Below are 13,025 nucleotides of genomic sequence, written 5' to 3'. Positions count from 1 at the left end.
GTCTCATTTGGATATCGCTGATCAGCGCGTCACGACCACCGTGGTGCCGACGGAGACGCGACTGTAGAGATCGGTGATGTCGTCGTTGAGCATGCGGATGCAGCCATAGGAGACGAAGCCGCCGACCGAACCCGGCACGTTGGTGCCGTGGATGGCATATTCGCCGCCGGCCAGCGTCATTGCGGCCACGCCCATCGGGTTGCGCGGCGAGCCGCCGGGAATGACGTCGGGCAGCTGCGGCTTGTCGCGCTTGACCTCGGCGGGCGGCGACCAGGCCGGATTGCGATACTTGCCGTCGATGCGGGTGGTGCCGGCCCACTGCTTGCCGGACTTGCCGACGCCGACCGGGTAGCGCACGGCGTGACCGGAATCGAGAATGAGGTAGAGCTTGCGCTCGTTGGTCTTCACCACGATGGTGCCCGGCGAATACTCGCCCGGATGCGCTCCCACCAGCTCCGGCCGCGCCTCGGCGGCCGTCGACATCAAGACGCCTGCCCCGATGGTGGCGGCCAGCGCCACCGCAATCCTCATCGACATCAATGCTTCCCTTCCGTTGCCCCGAACGGGTCGTCCAAATCTACGCAAACCCGGCAATGCCCCGCTCGCCCACACAGTATTAACCGCGCCCGTTAACCGGATGGTTTCCAAGCGCGGCCGCCGAGGGCCAGCCAGCAGGGGGAACAAAGGAAAAGTTCGAAATAAAGTAAATGACCTGAAAACAACACTCAGGGGGAAAGATGCGGCCACACCGCTGCGCGCTCTGACGAGAGCGTGAAGATGTGAATGGCTGTTGTTCAGGAAGGTCGGCGCGAAACGCGCGCTCGTGTCCCGGACAAGGCGCGGCACGAAGTGACGCGACGCTGAGCCGGGACCTAGTTCTTTGCGCTTGGCTCCATGGGCCCCGGCTCAGCAGCGCACCGCGCGAGTGCGCGCTGCGCTGCGTCCGGGGCACGAAAGCAGCTCAGGCCGACTTCTTGTTCTGCCGGTTCTTCACGAGATCATCGACCACGGCGGGATCGGCCAGGGTCGAGGTGTCGCCGAGGCTGCCCGGCTCGTCCTCGGCGATCTTGCGCAGGATGCGGCGCATGATCTTGCCGGAGCGGGTCTTGGGCAGGCCCGGCGCGAACTGGATCTGGTCGGGCGAGGCGATCGGGCCGATCTCCTTGCGCACCCAGGTCACGAGCTCCTTGCGCAGATCGTCGGTCGGCTGCACGCCGGCCATCAGGGTGACATAGGCGTAGATGCCCTGGCCCTTGATGTCGTGCGGGAAGCCGACCACCGCGGCCTCCGACACCTTCTCATGCGCGACCAGCGCACTCTCGACTTCCGCGGTGCCCATGCGGTGACCGCTGACGTTGATGACGTCGTCGACGCGGCCGGTGATCCAGTAATAGCCGTCGGCATCGCGCCGGCAGCCGTCGCCCGTAAAATACTTGCCCTTGTAGGTCGAGAAATAGGTCTGCTCGAAGCGCGCGTGATCGCCATAGACCGTGCGCATCATGCCCGGCCAAGCCCGGGTGAGGCAGAGATTGCCGGTGGTCTCGCCCTCCAGCGTCTTGCCGTCGGCATCGACGATCTCCGGCACCACGCCGAAGAACGGCTGCGTCGCCGAGCCCGGCTTGAGCTTGGTTGCGCCCGGCAGCGGCGTGATCAAAATGCCGCCGGTCTCGGTCTGCCACCAGGTGTCGACGATCGGGCAGCGGTCGTCGCCGACGACGCGGTGATACCATTCCCAGGCTTCCGGATTGATGGGCTCGCCGACCGAGCCGAGCAGGCGCAGGCTCGCGCGCGAGGTCTTCTTCACCGGCTCATCGCCGCTCTGCATCAGCGCGCGGATCGCGGTCGGCGCGGTGTAGAAGATGTTGACCTTGTGCTTGTCGATGACGTTCCAGAAGCGCGAATTATCAGGATAATTCGGCACGCCCTCGAACATCAGCGTGGTAGCGCCGTTGGCGAGCGGCCCGTAGAGAATGTAGCTGTGGCCGGTGACCCAGCCGACGTCGGCGGTGCACCAGTAGATGTCGCCGTCGTGATAGTCGAAGACGTATTGATGCGTCATCGAGGCGAACACGAGATAGCCGCCCGTGGTGTGCAGCACGCCCTTGGGCTGGCCGGTCGAGCCCGAGGTGTAGAGGATGAACAGCGGGTCTTCGGCGTGCATGTGCTCGACCGGGCATTCCGTCGTCACCATTGCCGCCGCCTCGTGGTACCAGAGGTCGCGCGTCGGGTTCATGTCGATCTTGCCACCGGTGCGCTTGACCACGACGACCCAGTCGACGCCGTCGGCTTTAGCGAGCGCCGCGTCGACATTGGCCTTCAGCGGCACCTTCTTGCCGCCGCGCAGGCCTTCGTCCGCGGTGATGATCACCTTGGACTGGCAGTCGTTGATGCGCTGGGCGAGGCTGTCGGGCGAGAAGCCCGCGAACACCACGGAGTGGATCGCGCCGATCCGCGCGCAGGCCAGCATCGCATAGGCGGCCTCGGGGATCATCGGCAGATAGATGGTGACGCGATCGCCCTTCTTGACGTTGCGGGTGCGCAGGATGTTGGCCATCCGGCAGACTTCGTCGTGCAGCTCCTTGTAGGTGATGTGGCGGGATTGCGAGGGATCGTCGCCTTCCCAGATGATCGCGGTCTGGTTGGCGCGCGTGTGGAGATGCCGGTCGATGCAGTTGTGGGCGACGTTGAGGATGCCGTCCTCGAACCATTTGATCGAGATGTTGCCGGGCGCGAAGGAGACGTTCTCGATTTTGGTCGGCGCCTTCATCCAGTCGATGCGCTTGGCCTGTTCGGCCCAGAAGCCGTTCGGGTCCGAGATCGAGCGAGCGTACATCTCCTTGTACTTGGCCTGGTCGACCCAGGCGCGCTTCGCCCATTCCGCCGGCACGTCGTAGATCTTCTCGGACATATTTCCCTCCACATGCGGCAAGCTGAGGCAATGCCGACATCATCATTTGATTGATTATGCGTCGGGCTAACCGGACCCGACAAGGAGCACAAGCTGGACCTTCGGCGAGCCGCCGACCATGCGGCGGATCAAGGTGCGGGAGGTTTGCTGTCGCAGATCTGAAACAGGCCGGCACGCGCCTTTCGGCTCTTTACCCAAATCACGGGAACAGGCCCGCGCAGAGCCCCATGCGCCCGCCGGAGGTATTTAGAAACCGTCTTTCACTGATTCGGGACTCGCAATACGGTTCGGAACACCCTAAATGGCCAACCCGGGTCCAAAGAGGCCCCTCGGAACAAAAATCAGAACAGCGGCATTGAACGGTAACAGACAGGGCTAAAGGCTTAACACTATGATGGATCAGCAGAATCTCGGGACGACACGGCCCGCTTCCGCCGATCCTGCAGCCATTGCTCTGGCCAAGGCCCTCGGACAATGGCCCAAACCGGCCCCTTTCAGGCGTGCCAGCCCGAAAAAGACCTTCGATGGATCGCCGCCGGCGACGGTCGAGGCGCTTGCCAGGGAACTGGGCCTGCGGCTCGGCGACCAGAATGAGCTGACCATCCGCCGCATCAAGCGCGGCAAGGGCTATTCCTTCGTCCGCCCCAACGGCGCCCATATCCGCGACGCCCGCACCATCCGCCGGCTGCACGCGATGGCAGTGCCGCCGGCCTACCGCGAGGTGCGCTACTCCGCCGATCCGAGCTCGCATCTCCAGGCCGTGGGGCGTGATGCCGCGGGCCGGCTGCAATATCGCTATCACGCCGACTGGGAGAAGGTCCGCGAGCACCGCAAGGCGCATCGCCTGGAGAAGCTCGTCGGCGCGCTGCCAAAGATCCGGCGCAAGGTCTCGGCGTTCCTGTCGGGCGACGAGCCCACGCGCGAGTTCGCGCTTTCGGCCGTGATCGAGCTGATCGCCCGCACCGCGATCCGCCCCGGCAATGAATCCTATGCCCGCCTCAATGGCACCCGCGGCGCCACCACGCTGCTGAAATCGAACGTCACGCTGGAAGACGACTGCTTCGTGCTGACCTTCAAGGCCAAGGGCGGCAAGGCGGTTCGGAAGGAATGCGACGCGGCCAAGCTGGTGCGCGCCATCGGCATTCTGCGCGGCGTTCCCGGCAAGCGCATGTTCCAGTACCGCGATGCCTACGGCATCGTGCGCGCGGTCAACACCACGCAGGTGAACGCGTTCTTGCGCGAGATCGCGGGCATCAAGATCTCGCTGAAGGATTTTCGCACGCTGATGGCGTCTGCCGTGGTCGTTGAGTCCCTGTCGCGGATCACACCGGCGACCAGCCAGCGCGGCCGCAAGAAGCAGGTGCTGGACGCGATCCGCGCCGCGGCCGACCAGCTCTCGAACACGCCGGCGATCTGCCGCAAGAGCTACGTCCACGATACCATCGTCACGGCCTTCGAGGACGGCATTTTGGAGCGTTTTGCGGCGACGATGAAGGGCCAACGCTCGCAGGCGCGGCGCGAGCAGCTGCTGGCGCAGGTTGTCGCGACCGCGGCGGTGTAGCGACACGTCGCGCTATCGTAGGGTGGGCAAAGCGAAGCGTGCCCACCATTTGCTCATGGTGAAAGGTGGTGGGCACGGCGCAAGCGCGCCTTTGCCCACCCTACAAGAGCTACTTCTTATCTGACACGCCCATATCCGGACCGGGATCGCGCCCCGCCGCTGCGCTCGTGAGCCGTTCCAGATAGTGCGCCCATCCCTTCGCATGTGCCGCCGCCTGTTCCGCATTCGGCAGCCCGCTATGGGTCATGCGCAGCAGCGTGCCGCCATCGTGTTCGATCAGGTCGATCTCGATCAGGCTCGAGCCGGGCGGCACTTCCTGACCGCCCTCCCAGCCGAACGTATAGGCAAGGCGATGCACCGGCACGACCTCGCGAAAGGCGCCGCGGGCGACGCCGCCGCGTGGGCCGACATCCTTGACCAAGTAGAGCCCGCCGGGATGCGGTTCCGTGGCCGCGTCGGAGCCCATCCAGCTCAGGATCTTCTCGGGGTCGGTGAGATAGGCGAAGACGGTGGCCCGCGGGGCTGCGATCTGGGTCTCGCGTCGCACTATGAACGGCTCGGTCATCGGCGATCATCCCTGGTGTTGCCTTGGGCTGACGATGGGACATGGCGGCGCCGCACGGCCCCGTCAAGGATTGCCCGTGACAAAGACGGCCCTGCTTCGCCATCATCGGGCCATGCACCTCGCCCCGACCCTCGCCTGGCTCGTCGATGCCGCCTCGGATTGTCCCGGGGCCGATCGCCTGCTCGCGGAACTCGGCGCGCACCTGATCGCCGACGGCGTGCCGCTTGCGGCAGGCAGCCTGACGCTGGAGGTGCCACATCCGCTGATCGCGAAACGGACCTGGCTGTGGCGCGCCGAGACTGGCAGCGTCATCGAAGCGCTCGGCTTCGTACCGGGCGGCCTTGCGCCCGACCCGCCCAACGATGGCGGTCGCCGCTGGCTACGCGAGGTCGCAGGCGGCGAGGTGCACGAAGATGCCGTCGGACGGTCCGATGGGCCGTTGCTCGGCTGGATCGGGCCGCGTCCGTTCACCGCGGATGAAATCGAACGATTGCGTCAGGCCGCACGCTTCGCGGCGACGCCCCTCGCCGTACTGGCCGCGCGCGCCACGTTGCGGGCGACGCTGGATGCTTATCTTGGCAAGCGCAGCGCGGAGCGGGTGCTGGCGGCGCCCTTGCGGCGCGATCTCGGCGAGACCATCCAGGCCGCGCTGCTCTATGCGGACCTGCGCAATTTCACGAGCCTGTCGGAAACCACACCGCCGGCCCAGGTCATCGCGGCGCTCGATGCCTGGTTCGACCGCATCGCCGGTGCCGTTCATGCCTTCGGCGGCGAGGTGCTGAAATTCATCGGGGACGGCGTGCTCGCGATCTTTCCGGTGGTCGAGCCATCACCGCGCCGTGCCTGCGAAGCGGCTCTCCGTGCGGCAAGTGCGGCCGAAGCCGGCATGGCCTATCTCAACGCCGAACGCGCCGCGCAAGGGCTGCCGCCGCTTGCGTTCGGCGCCGCGCTCCATCTCGGCGAGATGCTCTGGGGCAATATCGGCGCCGCCAACCGGCTCGACTTCACGGCGATCGGTCCTGCCGTCAATCTCGCCAGCCGGCTGGAAGGCTTGTGCAAGCCCCTCGGCCGGACGGTGCTGGTGTCGGGTGCACTCGCTGCCGCGACGGAGATGCCGTTGATCGCGCTCGGATCACATTCGCTGCGCGGCATTGCCGCGCCTTGCGAGGTGTTTGCGCTGGCGGAGACGTGAGGCCGGATATTGCAGGTCGTTGCGCGACGGCCGCGCCAAGTTCTCGGTGTCGTCCTGGCCTGGTGCGCAATTGCGCACGGGAGCCAGGACCCATAACCACAAAATTGCATTGTTGCGTGAGCTGGTAACCGCGAGTCTTCGCAAAACGATTGCTGCGGAGTATGGGTCCCGGATCTGCGCGCGCTTAAGAGCGCGCTTGTCCGGGACGACGGCGGAACAGCAGCGCCTACATCCCGCCCATCTTGCAGACGAGCTTCCATTCCTCGGCCGTCACCGGCTGCACCGAGAGGCGCGAATATTTCACCAGGGCCATGTCGGCGAGCTTCTTCTCGGCCTTGACCGCGACCATCGTCACCGGCGTCTTCAGGGGCTTGTCGGCCTTGATGTCGACGCAGACGAACTTTTCGGTCTTGTCGGTCGGATCAGGATAGGCCTCCTTGATGATCTCGACGATGCCGACGATCTCCTTGCCCTCGTTGGAATGGTAGAAGAACGCCTTGTCGCCCTTCTTCATGTTCACGAGATTCTGGCGCGCGGTGTAGTTGCGCACGCCGGTCCAGACTTCGCCCTTGGCGCCCTTCGCCACCTGCTGGTCCCAGGACCACACCGACGGTTCGGATTTCACCAGCCAGTACGCCATGCTCATTCCTCTGCCTTGAAGGGGCGCGTCAACAGCCCCGAGATCGCGGCGTCGATCGTGCTGCGGCCGCTCAGGATCGACGCGACCGCTTCTGATACCGGCATCTCGATGCTTTGCGAAGCGGCGAGTTCGATCAGCACCGGCGCGGTGAACTCGCCTTCGGCAAGCTTGCCCGCGGACGGCTGCTCGCCGCGCCCCAGGGCGAGGCCGAGCGCAAAGTTGCGCGATTGCGGGCTCGCGCAGGTCAGGATCAGATCGCCGAGGCCGGACAGGCCGGTGAGCGTCTCGCTGCGCGCGCCGAGCGCGCGGCCGAGGCGCGTCAGCTCGGCAAAGCCACGGGTCGTCAGCGCCGCCTGGGCCGAGGCGCCGAGCTTGCGCCCGACCGCAATGCCGACCGCGATCGCCAGCACGTTCTTGGCCGCGCCGCCGATCTCGACGCCGCGGATGTCGGTGGAGTGATAGGGGCGGAATGTCGGCGAGCCCAGCGCCTGCACCAGGCTGCTCGCCAGCGCTTCGTCCTTCGCGGCCAGCGTCACCGCGGTTGGCAGGCCGCGCGCGACGTCGTCGGCAAAGCTCGGACCCGACAGGATCGCCGGCAGCGCATGCGGCGCGGCCTCCGCGATCACGTCGGTCATGAATTTGTGGGTGCCGTGCTCGATGCCCTTGGCGCAGGCGACGACCGGCGTCGGCTTTGCCAGATGCGAGGAGAGCATGTTGACCGCGCCACGCAGATGCTGCGCCGGCGTTGCGATCAGCAGCATCTCCGCGCGCGACGCCTCCGCGGGATCGCTCGTCACCACGATCTCCGGCGCGATCCGCACACCGGGCAGTCGCGGATTATCGCGCGTCGATGCAATCCGCGTCGCATGCTCCGCGTTGCGCGCCCAGAGCGTGACGCTCCGCCCTGCCCGCGCCGCCACCGTCGCCAGCGCCGTGCCCCAGGCGCCCGCTCCGATCACCGCAACGGATTGGAACGCGGTCATCGTCAATATCCCGCTCGCGTCTTGCCGTAGCCGGCCGGCGCGGTCGCATTGGCGTCGAGCAGCCAGCGTGCGCGCGGCTGCGCCTCCATCGTATCGGTCATGCCCAGCGCGAGGCGCTCGGCGCCGGCCCAGGCGATCATCGCACCATTGTCGGTGCAGAGCGCGGGCGGCGGCATGATCAGCTCCGTCCCGGCCTGTCGCGCGACGTCATGCAGCGCGCCGCGGATTGCCTGATTGGCGGCGACGCCGCCGGCGGCCACGAGCGCGCGCGGTGCGCCGAACTGCTCGCGGAACAGCTTGAGGCCAACGCTGAGCCGGTCGGCGGTCGAATCCAGCACCGCGGCCTGGAAGCTCGCGCAGAGATCGCTGATGTCCTGCGGCGTGATCTCAGCGAGCCGGCTCGCTTCGGTGCGGACCGCCGTCTTCAATCCGGACAGCGAGAAATTGGCATCGGGACGCCCCTGCATCGGTCGCGGGAACGCAAACCGCGCGGCATCGCCGCTTGCGGCCGCGCGTTCGACCTGCGGGCCGCCGGGGTATGGCAAGCCCAGCATCTTCGCGACCTTGTCGAAGGCTTCGCCGATGGCGTCGTCAACCGTGGTGCCGAGCCGCACATACTGGCCGACGCCGGTGACCGCCACGATCTGGGTATGGCCGCCCGAGGCGAGGAAGAGACAGTAGGGAAAATCGATTCCGTCGGTGAGGCGCGGCGTCAGCGCGTGCGCCTCCAGATGATTCACCGCGACGAGTGGCGTGTCATGCACCATCGCGATCGCCTTCGCGGTGGTGAGCCCGACGATCACGCCGCCGATCAGCCCGGGCCCTGCGGCCGCGGCGACGCCGTCGAGCTGGGCATAGTCGATGCCGGCCTCGTGCATGGCACGGTCGATGATTCCGTCGAGCACGTCGACATGCGCGCGCGCAGCGATCTCCGGCACCACGCCGCCGAAGCGGGCATGCTCCTCGACCTGCGACCGCACGATGTTGGACAGGATCTTGCCACTGCCGTCAGGCGCACGCTCGATCACCGCCGCGGCGGTCTCGTCGCAGGTGGTTTCGATGCCCAATACCAGCATTGGCGAATCGTTATCCAATTTGCGCCCTTGCACTCATCCGTAAAGCAGAGTTCTGGTAAGTCCGGTAGCATTCCGGGGTCGGCTTGCGCAATCGTCACGCGCGGCCATTCCGGCGAAAGCGTCACCGTCACGCGGTTCGGGAACACACGCGATGTCCATTCTTGTCACACGGCCGCATCCCGACAATGAGGCGACGGCGGAAAATCTGCGCGCGCGGGGGCATGTGGTGCTGCTTGCGCCGGTGCTCAAGTTCGAGCCGGTCGCCTTCCATGACGAAAGTGAAGCGGGCTATGGCGCCGTCATCGTCACGTCGGCCAATGCGATCCGCGCCGTCGCGCCGCAATTGCGGGACCTTGGCCTCCTGGCACTGCCGCTGTTCGCGGTCGGTGAGCACACCGCGTCTGCGGCGCGCGACGCCGGCTTTGACGAGGTCGTCGTCGCCGGCGGCGATGCTGCGGCCTTGCGCGACAAGGTCGTGCAAAGTGCGCGCGACAAGGTGCTGAAGAAGAAAAGCACGCTGCTTTATCTTGCCGGCGCGGATCTGTCGCGCGATCTCGGCGGTGAGCTCGGTGCGGAAGGATTCAACGTGGTCACGCAGACGACGTATCGCATGGCGCCGGTCAAGCATCTGCCGCGCGAGGTCTGCGAGGGCTTTGCCGCCCACGGGGTCGAGGCGGTGCTGCACTACTCGCGGCGCAGCGCGCGGGCGTTCCTGGATGCAGCGCGGGATGAAGGCGTCGAAATCTCGGCGCTGGCGATCCCGCAATGCTGCCTGTCCGAGACGGTCGCCGGCGTGTTGCGCGATGCCGGCGCGTCGCAGGTTCTGGTGGCCGCGACGCCGGACGAAAATGCCTTATTTGACACCTTGGAGCGTGCTTTGCGTACCCGTTTGGCGTAAGAGGTCGGGCCGAATCCGACGTAATCGGTCCGCTTAAGGATCTATGCCAGGATGTGTGCAAAGGTATGGAAGTGTGAGGAACCGTCACGATGGCCGACGACAAGCCTGAAGACGCAGGATTGGCTCCCGACACCGGTCGTGCCAAGCGCACCCCGCCCACCATCGATCTGGAGGCAACCGAAGTCTCGACCCAGCCGCAGGAGGTGGCGGGTGAGCCCGAAGCTCAGCCGGCGGCCGAGCAGGCCGCGGATGAGCAGGCCAAGGTCGAGGACACCAAGCCCGAGCCGCAACCCGAGCCAGCCGAGGAGCAGCCTTCCATTGCGCCCGCGTCCGCCTCGCGGCCGGTTTCTCCCTGGGTCATTGCACCGTTCTCCGGTGCGGCGGCGGCAGCGATCGTGATCGGGGTCGGCTGGATGCTGGGCTGGCCCGCAGTGCAGGCGCCGCCTGCTGCGCCGCAAGTGACAAGCGCGACGGTCGATGCGCTGAGCGGTCGCGTCACCGCGGTCGAGGCCAAGGCCGGCAAGTCCGTCGCCGATCCGGCCGTGGCCGCGCGGATCGATGCGCTGGAGAAATCGGCGAGCGCGCTACGCAGCGACATCGCCAATCTGCGCGCGCAGTCCGACAAGACCGCGAGCGCGCTGAACGATACCAAATCCGCGCCCCGCACCGCTGCGCCCGATATTGCCGCGCTCACCGACCGCATCACGCAGCTCGAGCGCGCCAGCAAGACCGAACGCGCCGAGCTCGCGCAGCAGGGCGAGAAGATCGCCGATGCAAAAGCGATGGATGACAAGCCGCTGCGCTTTGTGGTGGCGGCGGCCCTGCTCGACGTCGCCGTTCGCCACGGCGATCCCTATCAGTCGCAGCTGTCCGCGGCGCGTTCGCTCGCCGCCAAGCCCGACATGCTGAAGCCGCTCGATGCGTTTGCATCGTCGGGCATCCCGACGCCGGTCGCGCTGAGCCGCGAGCTGCTCAACATCGTGCCGAAATTGTCGCCGCCGGCGGAAGCCCCGGCCGCGGGTGCCGGCATCGTCGAGCGTCTTCAGGCCGGAGCATCGAAACTCGTGCGCATCGAGCGCACCGACGGCGTCGGCAACGATCGCGGCGCCATCGTCGCGCGGGTGACGGCGGCGGCGCTGCGCAACGATTTCGTCGAGGCGCGGCGGGAGCTGAAGACGCTGCCCGAGGCCGATCGGGCGCCGGCGCAGGCCTGGCTCGACAAGGCCGATGCCCGCGATGCCGCGCTCGCCGCGTCCCGCAAATTCGCCGACGATGCCATGGCGGATCTCGCCAAATCTGCTCAATAAGATTCGCGCAACAATCGGCGCGTAATAGGGATCGCCATGCTTCGCATCGTCCTTTTCCTTGTCCTGATTGCCCTGGCGGGGGCCGGCGCGGCCTGGGTTGCCGACCAGCCCGGCGATGTCGTGATGAACTGGGGCGGTCTTCGGGCCTCGCCAAGCATTCCGGTGTTTGTGCTCTTGCTTGGGCTTTTTGCGGCCGCAGTCGTGCTCCTCTGGAGCATCCTGACGATGCTCTGGCGTATGCCGGGCCGCATGCGCCGCCGCCGTCACGAGAAGCGCCATGCGCGCGGCCGCCACGCCATTACCCACGGCCTGCTCGCGATCGGCCATGGCGACACCGCGCTCGCGCGCCGCCACGCCGAAGCGGCGCGGCGTCACGCGCCGAACGATCCGCTCGCGCTGCTTCTGCATGCGCAATCCGCGCAGCTCGAGGGCAACCGCGATGAGGCCCAGCGCGTCTTCCGCGCCATGGCCGAGCGCGAGGATACGCGCCTGCTCGGCCTGCGCGGCCTGTTCATCGAGGCGCAACGCGCCGATGACGCCGTCGGTGCCGTGATGATCGCGGAGGAGGCGATCAAGCTGTCGCCGTCCTCGACCTGGGCTTCGCATGCGGTGCTCGGCTTCCGCTGCGCCCGCGGCGACTGGAGCGGCGCGCTCGCGATCCTCGATTCGAACCTGTCTGCGGGCCTGATCGACAAGCCGGCCTATCGCCGCCAGCGTGGCGTGCTGCTCACGGCGCGCGCGCTGGAACTGGAAAAGATGGACCGCGACGTCGCGCGCGAGAGCGTGATGGAGGCGATCAAGCTCGCGCCGACTTTGGTGCCGGCCGCGGTGCTCGCCGCAAAATTCGAGAGCGAGGCGCATCAGGTGCGCCGAGCCATGAAGCTGGTCGAGGTTGCCTGGCTCTCCAATCCGCATCCTGATCTTGCCGACGCCTATGCGCATGTGAAGCTCGGCGATTCCGCGCGGCAGCGCCTGCAGCGGGTCGAGACGCTGGCGGCCAAGACGTCAGCCGACAAGCCCGGCCATGTCGAGGGCCAGCTCGCGATCGCGCGCGCCGCGATCGACGCCTCCGAGTTCGCCCGCGCACGCCAGGTGCTGGCGCCTTACGTCAACGATCCGACCCAGCGCGTAGCGCTGGTGATGGCCGAGATCGAGCGCACCGAGCACGGCGACGGCGGCCGCGCCCGCGCCTGGACCCTGCGCGCGGTACGCGCCCGCCACGATCCGGCCTGGACCGCGGACGGCTATGTCAGCGACCGCTGGCGCCCGGTCTCGCCGGTCACCGGCCGGCTCGACGCCTTCCAGTGGCAGACGCCGGTCGCGAGCTTGCCTTCCGACAAGGGCACCACGATCGAATCCTCGGCCTTCGAGGAAGCCATGCTGGCGGCCCCCCCGCCCAAGCGGGTGACGGCAAGCCCGAGCGAGAGCCAGGTGGAACCGGTCGTGGCCGCACCAGACCCGGTGCCGGCCGCTCAGGACAATTCTCCCCCTGAGGCCAAGGAAACGGCCCAGGAGGCCGTCAAGGAGGCCGTCAAGGAAACGGTCAAGGATGAGCCGGCGGCACCTGTCGAGCCGGTCAATCCGGCCCCCGAACCCGCCGAATCATCGCCGGTCGCGGCAACCCCCGTGTTCCGGAACCGCGCTGACCTCGGCAAGCCGGCCCCTGCCCCGATCCCCGCCGTCATCCCGATCGTCCGCGCGCCGGATGATCCCGGGATCGATGACGAGGGGCCGAGCGATGAATTTACGGAACAAATCGGCACGCCCAAGGCCCATGCAAAGGCCCAGGCCGGCGGCTGGCGCGGATTCTGGTCCCGGTGGGGCGCGTAAGGCGCATTTCGCGCCCCGCTTGTCCTTGCCAATTCGGGCCATGCCCGATATCAGGGGCGCGCGTA

Annotated in this window: 11 protein-coding genes; 5 read left to right on the top strand and 6 right to left on the bottom strand. The window is 67.1% G+C overall.

Annotation, left to right across the window (positions count from 1 at the left end; all coding sequences use genetic code 11):
* Positions 1 to 21 precede the first annotated feature (21 nt).
* Together ACVJ19_RS12775 and acs are read right to left on the bottom strand one after the other, a co-directional pair.
* On the bottom strand, positions 22 to 537 hold the full coding sequence (locus ACVJ19_RS12775) for a L,D-transpeptidase (RefSeq protein WP_453948827.1): 516 nt from the start codon (positions 535 to 537) through the stop codon (positions 22 to 24).
* A 424-nt stretch (positions 538 to 961) separates the two neighbouring features.
* Complete coding sequence (gene acs, locus ACVJ19_RS12770) at positions 962 to 2,908, bottom strand: acetate--CoA ligase (protein ID WP_453948828.1); 1,947 nt, start codon at positions 2,906 to 2,908, stop codon at positions 962 to 964.
* A gap of 391 nt (positions 2,909 to 3,299) precedes the next feature.
* Between acs and ACVJ19_RS12765 the strand changes: the two genes are divergently transcribed.
* Complete coding sequence (locus tag ACVJ19_RS12765; protein ID WP_453948829.1) at positions 3,300 to 4,469, top strand: DNA topoisomerase IB; 1,170 nt, start codon at positions 3,300 to 3,302, stop codon at positions 4,467 to 4,469.
* 109 nt (positions 4,470 to 4,578) lie between these two features.
* Here the strand turns inward: ACVJ19_RS12765 and ACVJ19_RS12760 are convergent, their stop codons facing one another.
* The gene (locus tag ACVJ19_RS12760) at positions 4,579 to 5,034 is read right to left on the bottom strand and encodes an SRPBCC family protein (protein WP_453948830.1); all 456 of its coding nucleotides are present in this window, start codon (positions 5,032 to 5,034) and stop codon (positions 4,579 to 4,581) included.
* A 112-nt stretch (positions 5,035 to 5,146) separates the two neighbouring features.
* Between ACVJ19_RS12760 and ACVJ19_RS12755 the strand changes: the two genes are divergently transcribed.
* A complete protein-coding gene (locus ACVJ19_RS12755) occupies positions 5,147 to 6,226 on the top strand; it encodes an adenylate/guanylate cyclase domain-containing protein (protein ID WP_453955101.1) in 1,080 nt (359 codons plus the stop codon).
* A gap of 226 nt (positions 6,227 to 6,452) precedes the next feature.
* Here ACVJ19_RS12755 and ACVJ19_RS12750 read toward each other — a convergent pair whose 3' ends face one another.
* From ACVJ19_RS12750 to tsaD, 3 genes are read right to left on the bottom strand one after another with little or no spacing between them, the layout of a single operon-like run.
* Positions 6,453 to 6,866, bottom strand: a complete 414-nt coding sequence (locus ACVJ19_RS12750) for an EVE domain-containing protein (RefSeq protein ID WP_453948831.1) — start codon at positions 6,864 to 6,866, stop codon at positions 6,453 to 6,455.
* Positions 6,867 to 6,868: 2 nt separating this feature from the next.
* Entirely contained in the window at positions 6,869 to 7,849 is a 981-nt protein-coding gene (locus tag ACVJ19_RS12745) for an NAD(P)H-dependent glycerol-3-phosphate dehydrogenase (RefSeq protein ID WP_453948832.1), read from the bottom strand.
* 2 nt (positions 7,850 to 7,851) lie between these two features.
* Positions 7,852 to 8,925, bottom strand: coding sequence for a tRNA (adenosine(37)-N6)-threonylcarbamoyltransferase complex transferase subunit TsaD (tsaD, locus tag ACVJ19_RS12740; protein WP_453948833.1), 1,074 nt, complete (start codon positions 8,923 to 8,925; stop codon positions 7,852 to 7,854).
* 151 nt (positions 8,926 to 9,076) lie between these two features.
* Here tsaD and ACVJ19_RS12735 point away from each other — a divergent pair, with 151 nt between their 5' ends.
* The 3 genes from ACVJ19_RS12735 (at position 9,077) to ACVJ19_RS12725 (ending at position 12,960) form a co-directional block, all read left to right on the top strand.
* Complete coding sequence (locus tag ACVJ19_RS12735) at positions 9,077 to 9,823, top strand: uroporphyrinogen-III synthase (protein ID WP_453948834.1); 747 nt, start codon at positions 9,077 to 9,079, stop codon at positions 9,821 to 9,823.
* Between the two features lie 89 nt (positions 9,824 to 9,912).
* Positions 9,913 to 11,130, top strand: a complete 1,218-nt coding sequence (locus ACVJ19_RS12730; RefSeq protein ID WP_453948835.1) for a COG4223 family protein — start codon at positions 9,913 to 9,915, stop codon at positions 11,128 to 11,130.
* Positions 11,131 to 11,166: 36 nt separating this feature from the next.
* A complete protein-coding gene (locus ACVJ19_RS12725) occupies positions 11,167 to 12,960 on the top strand; it encodes a heme biosynthesis HemY N-terminal domain-containing protein (protein WP_456739382.1) in 1,794 nt (597 codons plus the stop codon).
* The last annotated feature ends 65 nt before the right edge of the window (positions 12,961 to 13,025 follow it).

The sequence above is a fragment of the Bradyrhizobium sp. USDA 376 genome, from assembly GCF_054063675.1.
The sequence above is the reverse complement of the archived record's forward strand: the minus strand, read 5'-3'. Positions and strand labels throughout refer to the sequence as shown.

Excerpts from the sequence above, each read along its gene's own strand:
- ACVJ19_RS12760 (WP_453948830.1), bottom strand. The coding sequence starts at position 5,034 with ATGACCGAGCCGTTCATAGTGCGACGCGAGACCCAGATCGCAGCCCCG.
- tsaD (WP_453948833.1), bottom strand. The coding sequence starts at position 8,925 with ATGCTGGTATTGGGCATCGAAACCACCTGCGACGAGACCGCCGCGGCG.
- ACVJ19_RS12745 (WP_453948832.1), bottom strand. The coding sequence starts at position 7,849 with ATGACCGCGTTCCAATCCGTTGCGGTGATCGGAGCGGGCGCCTGGGGC.
- ACVJ19_RS12755 (WP_453955101.1), top strand. The coding sequence starts at position 5,147 with ATGCACCTCGCCCCGACCCTCGCCTGGCTCGTCGATGCCGCCTCGGAT.
- ACVJ19_RS12730 (WP_453948835.1), top strand. The coding sequence starts at position 9,913 with ATGGCCGACGACAAGCCTGAAGACGCAGGATTGGCTCCCGACACCGGT.
- ACVJ19_RS12735 (WP_453948834.1), top strand. The coding sequence starts at position 9,077 with ATGTCCATTCTTGTCACACGGCCGCATCCCGACAATGAGGCGACGGCG.
- ACVJ19_RS12725 (WP_456739382.1), top strand. The coding sequence starts at position 11,167 with ATGCTTCGCATCGTCCTTTTCCTTGTCCTGATTGCCCTGGCGGGGGCC.
- ACVJ19_RS12765 (WP_453948829.1), top strand. The coding sequence starts at position 3,300 with ATGATGGATCAGCAGAATCTCGGGACGACACGGCCCGCTTCCGCCGAT.
- acs (WP_453948828.1), bottom strand. The coding sequence starts at position 2,908 with ATGTCCGAGAAGATCTACGACGTGCCGGCGGAATGGGCGAAGCGCGCC.
- ACVJ19_RS12775 (WP_453948827.1), bottom strand. The coding sequence starts at position 537 with ATGTCGATGAGGATTGCGGTGGCGCTGGCCGCCACCATCGGGGCAGGC.
- ACVJ19_RS12750 (WP_453948831.1), bottom strand. The coding sequence starts at position 6,866 with ATGGCGTACTGGCTGGTGAAATCCGAACCGTCGGTGTGGTCCTGGGAC.